This is a genomic window from Paenibacillus nanensis (assembly GCF_003583765.1).
Taxonomy (GTDB): Bacteria; Bacillota; Bacilli; order Paenibacillales; family Paenibacillaceae; genus Pristimantibacillus; species Pristimantibacillus nanensis.
In genome coordinates this window covers 300140-313741 of sequence record NZ_QXQA01000004.1, presented here as the reverse complement: position 1 = coordinate 313741, position 13602 = coordinate 300140, and the positions used below count along the sequence as shown (strand labels likewise).

Annotated in this window: 13 protein-coding genes; 1 reads left to right on the top strand and 12 read right to left on the bottom strand. The window is 49.8% G+C overall.

Annotated elements, in window-relative coordinates; all coding sequences use genetic code 11:
* Positions 1-25 precede the first annotated feature (25 nt).
* From D3P08_RS28060 to D3P08_RS09580, 7 genes are all read right to left on the bottom strand, one after another.
* On the bottom strand, positions 26-286 hold the full coding sequence (locus D3P08_RS28060) for a CPBP family glutamic-type intramembrane protease (RefSeq protein WP_162848413.1): 261 nt from the start codon (positions 284-286) through the stop codon (positions 26-28).
* 223 nt (positions 287-509) lie between these two features.
* Entirely contained in the window at positions 510-968 is a 459-nt protein-coding gene (locus tag D3P08_RS09605; RefSeq protein WP_240647396.1) for a hypothetical protein, read from the bottom strand.
* Positions 965-1540, bottom strand: coding sequence for a GNAT family N-acetyltransferase (locus D3P08_RS09600; RefSeq protein WP_240647406.1), 576 nt, complete (start codon positions 1538-1540; stop codon positions 965-967). Before D3P08_RS09600 ends, D3P08_RS09605 begins: the two co-directional genes overlap by 4 nt.
* A 185-nt stretch (positions 1541-1725) precedes the next feature.
* Positions 1726-1941: a hypothetical protein gene (locus tag D3P08_RS09595; RefSeq protein WP_119599370.1), complete on the bottom strand. Its 216-nt coding sequence runs from the start codon at positions 1939-1941 to the stop codon at positions 1726-1728.
* Between the two features lie 53 nt (positions 1942-1994).
* A complete protein-coding gene (locus D3P08_RS09590) occupies positions 1995-2396 on the bottom strand; it encodes a hypothetical protein (protein ID WP_147381788.1) in 402 nt (133 codons plus the stop codon).
* A 130-nt stretch (positions 2397-2526) separates the two neighbouring features.
* Positions 2527-2859 carry a hypothetical protein gene (locus D3P08_RS09585; protein WP_119599366.1) on the bottom strand — a complete coding sequence of 111 codons (333 nt, stop codon included), beginning with the start codon at positions 2857-2859 and terminating at the stop codon, positions 2527-2529.
* 12 nt (positions 2860-2871) lie between these two features.
* On the bottom strand, positions 2872-3309 hold the full coding sequence (locus D3P08_RS09580; protein ID WP_119599364.1) for a GNAT family N-acetyltransferase: 438 nt from the start codon (positions 3307-3309) through the stop codon (positions 2872-2874).
* Between the two features lie 241 nt (positions 3310-3550).
* On the opposite strand from D3P08_RS09580, the gene D3P08_RS09575 reads away from it, so the two are divergent.
* Positions 3551-3973 carry a VOC family protein gene (locus tag D3P08_RS09575; RefSeq protein WP_119599362.1) on the top strand — a complete coding sequence of 141 codons (423 nt, stop codon included), beginning with the start codon at positions 3551-3553 and terminating at the stop codon, positions 3971-3973.
* A gap of 78 nt (positions 3974-4051) precedes the next feature.
* On the opposite strand, the gene D3P08_RS09570 is transcribed toward D3P08_RS09575, so the two are convergent.
* The 5 genes from D3P08_RS09570 to D3P08_RS09550 form a co-directional block, all read right to left on the bottom strand.
* Positions 4052-5608, bottom strand: a complete 1557-nt coding sequence (locus D3P08_RS09570; RefSeq protein WP_119599360.1) for an ABC-F family ATP-binding cassette domain-containing protein — start codon at positions 5606-5608, stop codon at positions 4052-4054.
* Between the two features lie 85 nt (positions 5609-5693).
* Positions 5694-6503 carry a helix-turn-helix transcriptional regulator gene (locus D3P08_RS09565; RefSeq protein WP_420819024.1) on the bottom strand — a complete coding sequence of 270 codons (810 nt, stop codon included), beginning with the start codon at positions 6501-6503 and terminating at the stop codon, positions 5694-5696.
* Between the two features lie 168 nt (positions 6504-6671).
* The gene (locus D3P08_RS09560) at positions 6672-8300 is read right to left on the bottom strand and encodes an MDR family MFS transporter (protein WP_119599358.1); all 1629 of its coding nucleotides are present in this window, start codon (positions 8298-8300) and stop codon (positions 6672-6674) included.
* Between the two features lie 45 nt (positions 8301-8345).
* Positions 8346-8780 carry a MarR family winged helix-turn-helix transcriptional regulator gene (locus D3P08_RS09555; protein ID WP_119599356.1) on the bottom strand — a complete coding sequence of 145 codons (435 nt, stop codon included), beginning with the start codon at positions 8778-8780 and terminating at the stop codon, positions 8346-8348.
* A 223-nt stretch (positions 8781-9003) separates the two neighbouring features.
* Positions 9004-13575, bottom strand: coding sequence for a DEAD/DEAH box helicase (locus tag D3P08_RS09550; protein WP_119599355.1), 4572 nt, complete (start codon positions 13573-13575; stop codon positions 9004-9006).
* Positions 13576-13602 lie beyond the last annotated feature (27 nt).

Below are 13602 nucleotides of genomic sequence, written 5' to 3'. Positions count from 1 at the left end.
GAGGATGTACCTTTCGTTATCGTATTCATTTGACAGAGTCAAGCTCCGACGCGTGATGGTACGCTCCTTTTCTCTTCGCAACGTACACAGCCGAGATATTAAATACAAGATGTAAGATGACCGAGAAAAGAATCGATTCCGTCATCTCCGCCATAGCCCCTAACAATATCCCGCCAAGAAAAGCAAAAATCATAAACCTTATACTTTGGGTAGACAATCGGTAATACTGCAGATGGCAGATTGCGAACAGCACCGCTGTAATAAGCACGGGAAGTGTTATCGGCATATAAAATAGTTCAACATTTGTTGAGGACGCAATGTATTTATCGATAATAGGCAATAGTATCCCATATCAGGGGTGTATATGTAGTCTATCTTTTAAATGGAGCAGCATTAACCAGAACTTCTTTAAGCTTGTAGGAAAACGTTAGTACTAGAGAAAAATATAAGGATATGAAAATAGGCAACCCCTTATCAGGCAACGATTTTTTCGCAGTAACGCTTTCCTTCTAGCTGCTTGATCCGTATCTTAATGCACTTCCTAACCACTCGCTAGCATCTCTCCAGCGTACCGCCTTCGAACATATCCAATTAACTGACGAGTACTTCGCCTCTCCATCCGGATCCCACTCTCTATCATCCGCCCAATAAAATAAACCGTTCTTCTGAAGAAATGTTGCTTCAAGTATGACGGAATCATAGTTCTCTGGGCTTGGCTTTATATACAGTTGCGTAACTTTTTCAAATAAAAGTTCGATAGAGCACGGATTTTCAGCTTGTCGCTGTACAAGTAATCGGATATTGTGGTCAAGACCAATAGATACACTCATCGATAAGTCGGAGTTTACGTAGTGGTCTGTCCACATATGCAGCTCACGGATACAGGAGTCATGAAACCGGCCGAAACAATCCATGAACACATCCAAATCTTCTTGATTCTTCAACTCTAACCATTGTTTATCGTTCACAGCTCAACCTGCCTATCCAGCTCCTTTATTAAATAAAGCAACAAATCATCATCAACCGTTACCGATTGGCCGGGCTGGACTTTGTTGTTCTTATAGGTAATGCCTCTCCCATCCATCACAAAACCCCGTTTCCCATACATCCTTTGAGCGTTCCCATAGTCTTGATAGAGCCCAACACCAAGACCTATATAACTTGATGTATAAGAGGCGATTTTCTCTAACTCATCGAATAATTTGCTGGCAATCATCTTTCTCCTGTATGCAGGGAAAACATTCAAATCATTGATCTCTGGAATATTCTCATCTCGAAAATATGGATAGTTGGATTCATAAAGCAAATGACAGCATCCTGCTAGAGCTCCCTCATAGAAAGCCATCAAAGAGACTCGTTTACCTGAAGTGTTTTCTTCAAGACACCTGAAAAAATAATCACCTTGACGATACCATTTATAGTGTCGAGAAAACTCCCGGTCCAGCAGGCTCGCTTCATCTTGATTGGATAGTTGTTTTAATGTGATGAAGATATTGACCAGCTCCTTATATCTGTTTACTCCCTTAACTTGTTGCCGCACTTTGGACAAAATTGATAAGATGCATCTCCTAATTTACCTCCACAATAGGGACAATAAATGAAATCATGATGGGTATGAGACTCACGGTAAATAAATGAATAACCCACCTTGGACGTTCAACCGAGAGTGGGTTATTTTTCTGTAGTTAATCAATATGTTTGAAGAAGCGCTTGGTTCATCATTTCCTATTGTACCATCATATCCCAATAAGATGAAGAACGATTGTTCGCGAAGAAATGCTTAAAAATCTTTTTCCAGCTTAAAATCTTAAATGATTTCAATGTTTCTTTTGTCTCTATATATTCCTTGATCTCTTTCTTAATGTTCGGGAACAGCAGAATGGAATTCATTCTCTCGTACATCTCAGCTTGGTTCCTATAGATTTCATGATGACTCGGCATCAAAAGCTCTCCTTATACTTGTATAGCCCGACTGAAATGAACCTGCGATATTTTCAATCGGCCCCCATCTGCTTTAAAACGCTATCCTGCACAAGAAACTTCGCTTCCTCCCGATTGATTAACGGTTTTAACTGAGTTAAATCAACCTGGTCTCGATAAAAGGTCACATCAAGCACGATTTTATTCCCATTTGTAAATACGATTTTGTTCACCGAATCATCATTTAAGGGGTGGTCTCCCAAAGAAGTTTTTTGGAACACGTAATATCCAATATAGGAGTACGTGGTCCATTCTCGTCCGATCCGCCTTTCCATTTCTTCTCTTGAAATGTAAGGATAGAAAACGTACATTTTATCCCATTCAAACTCTGTTAGTTGCGCCAAATCAAACTCTTCATTTTGACTCACCGCACTTATTAAGTCTTGTGAAAACGAATCCGCAAAATGATTCGTCACTTTTATTTTGCTATAGGTGTAGTAGCTATATATAAATGAAAGCAATAAAGCAACGATAATTATTACAAATAGATGATAGTTTATCTTTTTTTATCTTAGAACTCTCCTGTTTTTAAATCCCCTAATAGGCTTATTTATTGCTATCCCTCAATTCAATATAAATGTTATGTAGTTTATTCGTTATCCTATCGATTTTGTTATAAAATATTTCTTTATCTTTTTCGTCAAAAGCTTGAATTTCAAATCCATACCATTCATAACAATCGATAAGTAATGGTCTTACCTTCTCAAAATCATGGTTAAGTATTAAGCGCAGAACATGCCCCGTTAATGAATCATGTTCATGATCCGGTGCTCCAATCCCAATTAATCCTGCTGGGTCTAGCTCGTTTATTACCCCCCTAACTGTCATGAACAAATGAGCGTATTCAGTTTTTAATTTTTCCCTTTCAGACCTTTCCATCAGTTTCCTCCCTTATACAAGCTCCTTCGAAAATAAAAAAGCTCTTTTGTGGAAGCCTAGATGCTCATATACCTGATGAGCCCTCTCTCTATGGAATCCTGAATCCAGTTCAATTCGTTTACAGCCTTTTTCCTTTGCTATATTTTCGAGCTTCTCAATAAGTTGTTTTCCTACCCCAAGATTCCGATGCTCTTCATGAACGATCAAAGTTGTAAGATAACCAACAAAGGATTCCTGCCAAAAACTATTCTTGATGACCATACAACCGAACCCGATCACTTCGCCATTTAGCACAGCGCTTAAAAGAAAATCATGATTAGAGTCGATGCTTCTTGAATAAACCGTACTCAATGCATGTTTACTTAGTCCCTTGTCCGGCCACAACTGCTTAAGCAGCTCGTAAATGGAATCAAAATCATCTCGAATAGAAGCGCGGCAAATAAATTCCATACGTTCAAAAACCACCTTTTAAAATGATAAGATAATAGATATCCTTCCCATTATATCAATCGTGTCCAATACTGGAAATCAATAGCATGCATCCGAAACGATACACAGCTACGAACCGCAGCCAGCTGCTTTCGATAGAGCGAGCTGCATGAGAGCAATCGATAAGAAATTGATTCTTAAATCGTGTGTTAAACTATCCGTATCGGACCATAATGATGGACGAAAGGAGCTAAATAAAAAAATGAAGCTTATTCCCTATTTGATTTTTCAAGGCAATGCCAAAGAGGCGATTGATTTTTACAGCAAAGCCCTTGCAGCTGAAATACTGATGGTTCAAACTTTTGGCGATATGCCACAAAATCCGCATTCCCCCATTCCCGAGCCGGTCTTGGACAAAATCGCCCATTCGCATTTGCGTATCGGCGAATCTGAGCTGATGTTGTTTGACGCTTTTCCAGGCACTCCGATTACGATTGGCAATAACGTGACTGTTTGCATCATGGTTTCGGACGCGGAGAAGGCTCGAGCCGTTTACAATGCGCTTGCGGAAGGCGGACAGATTAAACATGCGCTTGAAGAAACATTCTTCAGTCCAGCATTTGGCACGGTAACAGACCGGTTCGGCATCACCTTTACGATATCTGCTGAAGCGAAGAAGACGTAATCAACAAACATTCCTAACAAAAAAGCTCTGCAGGACGAGAAGGACTCGCTGCAGAGCTTTCTATTTTTGCGTGTTACATTAAAATACCTTCGTTGTCCACGATTCGCAGTTCCATATATCGGTCACGACTTCACGGTAAAATTCAGGCTCGTGAGAGATTAATAGAATGCTGCCTTTGTAAGCTTTCAAGGCGCGCTTCAATTCATCCTTCGCATCAACATCCAAGTGGTTCGTCGGCTCGTCGAGCACTAACAGATTCGTCTCGCGGTTTATCAGCTTGCAGAGGCGAACCTTCGCTTTTTCTCCACCGCTCAATACGGCGATTTTGCTTTCGATATGCTTCGTTGTCAATCCGCATTTCGCAAGCGCGGCGCGGACCTCGAACTGCGTAAAGGATGGGAAATCATTCCAAATCTCGTCGATGCACGTATTATAGTTTGCTTCCTTCGCTTCTTGCTCGAAGTAACCGATCTCCAGGTTGTCTCCAAGCTCGACCGACCCGGACACCGCTGGAATTTCGCCAAGAATGCTGCGGAGCAGGGTCGTCTTGCCGATACCGTTCGCGCCTACAAGCGCGATCTTCTGCCCGCGCTCCATGCGCAGATCAAGCGGACGGGACAACGGATCTGAATAACCGATCACAAGGTCCTTCGTCTCGAAAATAACGCGGCCGGATGTGCGGCCTTCCTTGAAGTTGAACTGCGGCTTCGGCTTCTCCTTCGCCAGCTCGATAACTTCCATCTTGTCCAGCTTCTTCTGTCTGGACATCGCCATATTGCGGGTCGCGACGCTGGCTTTGTTGCGGGCGACAAAATCCTTCAGGTCGGCGATCTCTTGCTGCTGGCGCTTATAAGCGGATTCCAGCTGCTGCTTCTTCATTTCATAGACCTGTTGGAAATGATTGTAGTCGCCTACATAGCGAGTCAGCTGTTGATTTTCCATATGGTAGATCAGGTTAATGACGCTATTTAAGAATGGAATATCATGCGAGATCAAAATAAACGCATTCTCGTATTCTTGCAAATAACGCTTCAACCATTCGATATGAACCTCGTCCAAATAGTTGGTAGGCTCGTCAAGCAGCAAAATATCCGGCTTCTCAAGCAGCAGCTTCGCAAGGAGGACCTTCGTGCGCTGACCGCCGCTAAGGTCGTGCACATCCTTTTCAAGGCCGATATCCGTCAAACCAAGTCCGCGTGCCGTCTCTTCGATCTTCGCGTCGATCATATAGAAATCCTGATTCGTCAGCGTATCTTGAATCGTGCCGACGTCCTCAAGCAGCCGCTCCAGCTCTTCCGGGGATACTTCCCCCATCTTGGCGTACATTTCATTCATCTCCTGCTCCATATCGAACAGGTATTGGAAAGCGCCCTTCAATACGTCGCGGATCGTCATGCCTTTTGTCAGTACCGCATGCTGATCCAAATAACCGACGCGCATACGCTTGGACCATTCAACCTTGCCGTCATCCGGCTGAAGCTTGCCCGTAATAATGTTCATAAAGGTAGACTTGCCTTCGCCGTTTGCGCCGATGAGTCCGATATGCTCGCCTTTGAGCAGGCGGAAGGACACGTCGTTAAAAATGGCGCGGTCTCCAAAGCCGTGGCTTAAACGTTCAACATTTAATATACTCATGAATTACACCTTTTCTGTTAGTCTTCATACTCGCTATATTATAAGCGTTATCGGCCCCCCAACTCAATATCGAAATTGTCTATATTCATTTAAGAACATGAACGTTCGTCTGTTTTCCGCCCATCCGTCCGAGAAAATTGTTCATTAGCACTGGAAGCGAGATCAGAATGGGGGGATCGTCCAGCTTAGGCGGATGAAGCTCGACATCAAGATGGGGCAGCTCCGTGCTACTATGCACGACAATGGCGGCATGCGACCTGGTGCGAAGTGTCCCCTGAGGCAGCAGCATATCGATAGCTCCTGTGCTCCATGAAATCGTCGTCGCCATTAAATAATAAATTCCTGGCTTAACATTCGGTATTTCGAATGGTCCAAGCGAACCAATAAGCGTACCGTATATCGGCATCCCCTCAGGTATTGGCTTTGGGAACAATCCAATTAACACGACGCCTTGGAATGGCTGATCTGACCGAACCGTTCCTCTAACCGCCGAGTGATTCATTAGCGCAGGCTCCGGTGACCGCCAATTGTCCAGCTCTTTCAGCATTTGCAAATAACGGGGAGCTTCCGGAGCGGTCTGGCGGAATTGCGCCGGCGTCATTCCAACCCTCTGCGTGAACCGCGTCGTGAAGGTGCCTAGACTCTGCTGGCCGATTTCCATTCCAATATCGCGTACGCTTAAGTTGGTATGCAGAAGCATATTTTTCGCTTTCTGAAGGCGCAGCGAAGACACATAATAAAGAGGCGATATGCCCATCCGCTCCTTGAACAAACGCGTGAAATGATAAGGGCTGTAAGCGGCCTGTCCCGCCAGCTTCGCAAGCGGGAGCGGTTCGAAAATATTTTCTTGAATATACGTTAAAATCTGGTCCATCTCGGTGGTTGTCGTGGTCACGCCATACACCGCCCCTAATCGATATCGTTCAACTCCTCCATTCTACCATCATTATCCAATACGATCAAGTGTTCTTATTTTATATATCTATTCAAAATGGTAGCGAAAAATAAAAAACCAAGCTTCAGCATCGCCGAAACTTGGTTTCCATGTTGCAAAAGATTGTTCTTATGCCTCTTGTAATGAAGGCGATTTAGACGGATGGGACTCCGATTGCTCCGAGCCTTGCTCCGGCATCTTGTTCGATGTGCGAAGCGGGATTTCTCTCAAGAAGAAGACCAGGATCAGCGCAACGACGAGGACTGCCGTACCCGCCAGGAATACGGTCGTCAGGGAATCGCTAAGCGCGCCGCGCAATGTCTCAATCATTTGCGAAATAATCGGTTGAATTTCCGGAGGAAGCGTAGCTTGTAGCTGCTCCAGCTTCGGCTGGTCAAGCAGCATTTCCGGGTTCTGGAATTCCTTCAGCTGCTCAGCCACTGCCGGATCCAGCTTCGTGAAATCGAAGCCCGTCGAGGAAGAGGCCGCTTCCTTCATGTTGTTGACCAAGCTCGTTTGCATGATTGTGCCCATGACCGCAATACCGATCGTGCCGCCAAGGTTCCGGAACAGCTGCGAGGATGCGGTAGCGACGCCAAGCTCCGACGGCTTCACCGCGTTTTGTACGGTCAGCGAGAAGATCGGCATGCCGACGCCAAGACCGACACCGAATACGACCATGGCCACAACGGCGAGCCACACGCTGTCCATGAACGCCATGATGAGCATTCCCGCAACCATGATCGGCAGACCAATGACCGCGAACCGCTTATACTTGCCCGTTTTAGTAATAACGCGGCCGATAATGGTACTCATGACGACCATCGCAATGGACATTGGCATTGTCACGTAGCCGGCATAAGTCGGCGAAATGCCTTCAACGCCTTGAACGAAGAACGACAGGTAGATCAGAGCGCCCATCATACCGGCGTTCATAATAAATCCGATCGCGTTGGAAATCGTCACAATATCGTTTTTAAATAGGGATAGCGGAAGCACAGGGCTTGCCGCTCTTCTTTCGATGAGGACAAAAATGACCGCAAAGACGACAGCCGCGGCGAATAATCCAATGATCCGATAATCGCCCCACGGATATTGCGTTCCTGCCCAGGAAAAGCCGAGCAGCAGCGCGACGATCGATAGGGTTAATAATAACGAGCCGGCATAATCGATCTTTTCGCCTTTGCTCTTTTCCACTTTCGGGAACAAGAACAAAATCATAAAGAACGCGATAACGCCGATCGGGAGGAATACCCAGAACAGCCACTTCCAAGCAAAATTATCGACAAGCCAGCCGCCAAGCGTTGGACCGAGTACGCTGGAGAAGCCGAATACGGCCATCATAACCCCCGTCCATTTGCCCCGCTCGCGAGGAGGGAACAAGTCGCCGACTGCCGTAAACACGGAAGCCATAATAATGCCGGCGCCTAGACCTTGAATACCGCGGTAAATAATAAGCTCAAAAATATCGGTGGAAAAACCTGTTAACAACGCGCCGATCATAAAAATGACGATACCTATCAAAATAAACGGCTTCCGTCCATACATGTCCGACAGCTTACCGACAAGCACGGTCGCTATCGTGGACGTCAGCATGTAGATCGTAATGACCCAGCTGTAATACTCCATTCCTTGCAGTTCAGCAATAATCCGCGGCATCGCCGTACTGACGATGGTTTGGTTAATCGCGGAAAAAAACATAGCCATTATGATGGCCATCATAATGGTTACCTTTCGCTTATGCGACAGATGTTCCATGGTTCCTTCTCCTTCTCTCTTTACATGTTGATGTTATGCTGCTGCTCATTTCGTCTGAGATTGCTGCGCGAGCTCAACCATTCTCTCCAACACTTCCGTTGCGATTCGCGCTTCCTCAGCGTCAAAATTGCTCAAATACGAACCGATAATTTCTTCCCGCATCTGCTGAGCCTTCTTCAAGATGTCGTTCCCGTCCGCCGTCAGCTCGACAAAAATAACTCTCCTGTCGGCCGTATCGTTTGTCCGCGCCACAAACCCTGCTTTTTGGAGACGGTCAATCATAACCGTTACTGCGCTCGGCTTCACGTCCAGCTTTTCAGCTAGTTCCGTAAGCCGGCACTTTCCGCTCTCCCGAATGTAGTGAAGCATATACATTTGCGTGCCGGTAACTTGAAAGCTTAACCGTTCCATGATCTCCGAGCCGAACAAGCGATTGAGCAGCGTGACAGAACGCTGGAAGCGACTAGCGAGTGTAGGCATCCCCCTCTCCTCCTCCTAACCATTTCCTTTAGTACTATATACTTTAGTTGTATATATTTAAACTATTTAAATAATAGTCGGCTTCCCCCTGCTCTGTCAAGCGTCTTTTATTTCTAGATTAGTTTGCGGAATTATTATCTAAAATAAGCATGTCATCAAAAAAACGGCATCCTCTGCCCTTAGGCTTGGATACCGTTTATGCATATATTCCATCTAGCCTCTCTTACAGCCTGCTCATCCAAAGCACGAAAGAATGCCGGTCGCGTTCCGCGCCCATTTCCGTCAGGATGCCTCCGCCGTCCGACTCGGCGACCGGTTTGCCGTTCCATTCTTCAATGACGATTTTCGTCAAGCCTTGCTGGCGAAGGATCGTGCCGAATACCGAATGGAGCTCGGCTCTAATCGTCTCCGGCTTCACCGAACCGGCTTCACCGTGTTCGCTGTCGGACAGCGTATAGACCTTCTTCCCGTTTCCTTCGATCCAATACCGCCATTTGGAGCCGCTCAAGGCGACATAACTGCCCGGCTTCCGGCTGAACGAGGCGTTGGCAGAAGACTTGCGAGGCCAATCGATAAACAACCCGTAGGGGCTCGCAGGATCCATTGCCGACAGCACCGTCAAGGCGCCGCCAGGCTGCGATGCGCTCGCATTCTGAAGCTCCTTCGCAATTTCCGGGGTCGTAAACTGAATCGCCGCGGCGCCTTCTACGAATATGCCGCGGGTGACGGCACCCCATTCCTCAAGCCTGTTCAGCACAGGCAGCACCTCATCCCAGCGGAACGGCGTATACGCGGCCACAAGCTCTTTGGTCACAATGCCGTAACAGTCAAGTAATTGGCGGATCCAGTAGGAAGAAGGGGGAAGCTTGTTGCCTCCGGAAGCGGCAATCGGCGCAGCTTCTTCTTCGGCAGGCGCAGCAGCGTGAAGCGAGCCTGTCCAATACCAGCGTCCGAAGCCGGAACCGCCCTTGCCGCCGTCTCTCCCTTTCTTCGCCATGCTGATTCTAAGCGGCGCGAATTGATCGTTCGATGCGTTGCCCTCCCATACGAGGTCGAGCAGCTCGGTTAACGTCTCGCTCGGCGTTTTTCCATATAACCGGCTTAGCTGAGTAAGAAAGCTTGCGCCTCCGTTTTTCAACAGCTCCAGCAGCTTCGGATGCGCGGTTGTTACGGAATGGGCTTGTTCAACATACGGGGCAAGCAGTTCCGTATTCGACGCAAGGAAAAAGGCGATCCGCCCCTCCTTCTGGCCGCCCGCGCGGTTGCCGATCCAGATAACCTCGCCGCTTGCGCATAATCCGTCCAGCTCCTCCTTGCGGTAATCCGAGACGCGCGAAGGGAAGAGGAAGCTCTCCCAGTGCGAGGCGGGCAAGAACAGTCCTTGCATGCGGCTGATAACCGCCAGTAAGCCTACCGCGCCGCGCAGCCTGGCTCCTTCAAGCGCATGCTGGCGCTGCGCCAAGTATCCGCACCAGCGCTCCGGATCCATCGCCTTTGCGTGCTTGCGCGCTTCTCCAATCGATAATTTGACGATTTGGCCCGCAACCTTGCTGCTGCACCAAATGCGCTCCTTCTCGTCGGCGGCAAACGGCGCCTGCTGAATAACGCCGCTTTTGATCAGATCATCTGTCAGTACGCGGGCTTCCCGCAGCGAAAGGACCGGATAACGCTCGCATAGCTCCGGCTCCGTAAATGACATACGGTTGTCCGCATAACGGCTAACAATAAACACGGCCGATTCGCGAGTGCCCGGGAAGCTTTCATATATAGCGGCTTCGTCCGCGCTTATCCATCGGCTGACCGGCTCGTCCGCTTGCAGACCGCGCAGATTGATTGCCTTCGCCCTGCCTGCAGAAACGAGCTCGTCGAGCCACCTTGCCGTCTCCGCCCCGCCAAGCCTAACCAGCTCGTCCAAGCTTGAATCTCCCCTGATCTTTAAATGGGTGAGCAGATCTTCAGCCGACTGCAGCTCGCGCTCCCGCCGCTCCAATCGCTCTTCCATCTGACGAATCGCCTGCTCCGGCACGCCGCCACGCTCCACGCTTCCGAACAGCTCGCCAGCGAGACCTTTGCTCATATGAAGCAAGCCGGCTTTGGTCGCGGGATCCAATCCGTCTCCCTCATACATTCGCATATTCACGTAATCGGCAAGAAATTGTGTTGCCATTGGCGACGGGAACTCCGTCTCTCGGACGACAATCTCAATTTCTCCGCCGCGAATCGACGACAAAATAGACTTCAGCGATTTCAGGTCGAGATACTCGTGTATGCATTCCTTCATCGCTTCCGTCAAGAACGGGAAGGAATCCGCATACGGAAGCGACTCCCGCAGCAATTCCTCGCTGCGCAGCCGCTTCTGCCACATCGGCACCCGCGTGAAGCTTCTCGCAAGCAGCAGCGCTGTCTCCGCGATGCGCCGGAATGCGATTGCGAGCAATGGCGAACCGGTGACGGCCTCCGTCAGAAGCGGCTCCACATTGTCCGGCGTGACTTCTCCAATGATCCGGAGCCAGGAAGCGTCCCATTCCGGCAGCACAAATTCGATGCCGTTATCTTTGGCGTTACCGTATAACGTATATGGGAGCGCCTGCTCGAATCGGCGCTGAATCGCAAGAAGCCATGTCCGGTTCACTCTTCTTCCGAACGGGTTCAATAAAATGACATGCGTTTGATTCATCATATCGCGGTAATGCTCAATTACGATCCGCTTCGCCGACGGAAGCTCGCTGAACGTATGCTGGGAGGCAACATAGCCGATCAGTTCGCCCCCAGCGAAAGGCTCCATGCCGAATTCGCGCTCCAGCCACCGGATCGTCTCTTCCCGCCTGCCGGCATCCATCGGCGAGCCGTCAGCATTGCTCCAGCTGCTCCATTGCCGGCTCCGAATCCGATTCGGAGCCGGATCCAGGCCAAGACGAGCGGCCAGCTCTTCGAACAGCTCCCCGACCTTCATTCCGAGCCGCAACGTGCGGCCTGGCCCTTCATTCCGCCAGAACGGTATCTCGCTGAAGCTGTTCGACGCTTCGGATACGTATACCCGGTCCTTATCGATTTTGCGGATCATCCATGAGGTTGTCCCGAGCAGAAACACGTCGCCTACCCGGCTCTCATGCACGAACTCCTCATCCAGCTCTCCAAGATGAACCCGGCTGTCCAAATGATGGACCGGATATTGAGACGATTGCGGGATCGTGCCGGCGCCCGTCATCGCGGCGATTGCCGTATTGCCCCGCTTGCGCAGCAAGCCGTTCTGCCTGTCCCATTCGACGATAGGCCTGGCGAACGGATACAAGCCGGCCAGTACGGCAAGCACGCTTTCCAGCTGTTCCAACGTTAAGCTGCGATAGCTGTCGCTCCGGAGCAGCAATCCGTACAGCTCAGGAACGGTCATATCCGCCGAAGCAACGATGGCGATCACTTGCTGGGATAACACATCGATCGGGGCTGAAGGAATACGGATCGGTTCAATCTCGCGAGCGGCGATCATTCCGCCAAGCACCGCCGCTTCCGGCAGCACGCCGCGCTGCCGCACAACGATCACGCCGCGGGAGACGTCGCCGACAGCGTGCCCGGCTCGGCCGATCCGTTGTATGCCCGAGGCCGCATCGAGCGGCGAATCGATCTGAATGACCAGGTCGATATGCCCCACATCAATGCCGAGCTCTAGCGACGACGTCGCCACCAGGCAGCGAAGCTCGCCGTTCTTCAGCATCGCCTCCACCTCAAGCCGCTTCTCCTTCGACATGCTGCCGTGATGCGCTCTTGCCATCTCAAATCCGGCATGATCGTTGATGCGCAGCACAAGCCTCTCGCATAACCGCCTGCTGTTCGTGAACAGCAGCACCGAGGCACAGCCCTCCATCAGATCGAACAGCCGTTTCAAAATCGGCTGCCACACGGCGTCTCGCGTGTTTGCCGGGGCGCTTGTATCCGGCATCGTCACCGCTACCTTCATCCGCTTCTGCATGCGGCTCTCTACGATATGAACGTCGCGCCGGACATAACCAAGAGGATGCGCCGCATGAACCGCTTCATCGGACTCATCAAGCATTCTTTCGGATCTTTCGGATCCGGTAAGCTCACAATCCGCAATTTCAGCTTGATCGTTTAAATCCGCTTGTTCCGAGGTCCACCCTCCAAGAAATTGCGCGACTCGCCAAAGCGGATTTTGCGTCGCGGATACGCCAATCCGCTGCACGCGTCTTCCCGTCAAGCTCTCCAGCCGCTCTAACGACACTGAAAGATGGGCGCCCCGCTTATCCCCCGCCAGATCATGGATCTCGTCGACGATGACATGGCTCACCGCCTGCAGCATGCCCCGTCCTTGCTCCGAGGTCAACAGAATATAAAGCGATTCAGGCGTCGTGATCAGCAGCTCCGGCGGCCTCTTCACCATCGCGGCGCGCTTCGAGGAAGGCGTATCCCCTGTTCTGACGCCGCTTGCTAGACCAGGCCATGCTTGCCCGCTTCGCGCTGCTTCCGCCTCAAGCTGCTCCGCAAACGCAAGCACATGGTGCTGGATATCGTTGTTCAGCGCTTTTAGCGGCGTAATATAGAGCAGCCGGACCCCTTTCTCGCGAAAGCCGGCTTTCAGCTTGTTTTTTACAACCGCGTCTATACATGGCAGCAATGCCGCCAGCGTCTTGCCCGAGCCTGTCGGGGCGGCAATCAGCGTATGCCGGCCTTCCACAATGGAAGCCCAAGCCTGCCTCTGCACATCGGTAGGCTCGCCGAAAACGCCCTGGAACCAGGCGGACACGACGGGATGAAAAGCGTTTAAGCTTGTATTCGGCATAACAATCAGCTCCAACCGTCATAATAA

What these genes read in the sequence shown, in the direction of transcription:
- D3P08_RS09570 (WP_119599360.1), bottom strand. Translation starts at nt 5,608, where the DNA reads ATGAGTATATTAAATGTTGAACGTTTAAGCCACGGCTTTGGAGACCGC.
- D3P08_RS09575 (WP_119599362.1), top strand. Translation starts at nt 3,551, where the DNA reads ATGAAGCTTATTCCCTATTTGATTTTTCAAGGCAATGCCAAAGAGGCG.
- D3P08_RS09555 (WP_119599356.1), bottom strand. Translation starts at nt 8,780, where the DNA reads ATGCCTACACTCGCTAGTCGCTTCCAGCGTTCTGTCACGCTGCTCAAT.
- D3P08_RS09595 (WP_119599370.1), bottom strand. Translation starts at nt 1,941, where the DNA reads ATGCCGAGTCATCATGAAATCTATAGGAACCAAGCTGAGATGTACGAG.
- D3P08_RS09585 (WP_119599366.1), bottom strand. Translation starts at nt 2,859, where the DNA reads ATGGAAAGGTCTGAAAGGGAAAAATTAAAAACTGAATACGCTCATTTG.
- D3P08_RS09560 (WP_119599358.1), bottom strand. Translation starts at nt 8,300, where the DNA reads ATGGAACATCTGTCGCATAAGCGAAAGGTAACCATTATGATGGCCATC.
- D3P08_RS28060 (WP_162848413.1), bottom strand. Translation starts at nt 286, where the DNA reads ATGCCGATAACACTTCCCGTGCTTATTACAGCGGTGCTGTTCGCAATC.
- D3P08_RS09550 (WP_119599355.1), bottom strand. Translation starts at nt 13,575, where the DNA reads ATGCCGAATACAAGCTTAAACGCTTTTCATCCCGTCGTGTCCGCCTGG.
- D3P08_RS09580 (WP_119599364.1), bottom strand. Translation starts at nt 3,309, where the DNA reads ATGGAATTTATTTGCCGCGCTTCTATTCGAGATGATTTTGATTCCATT.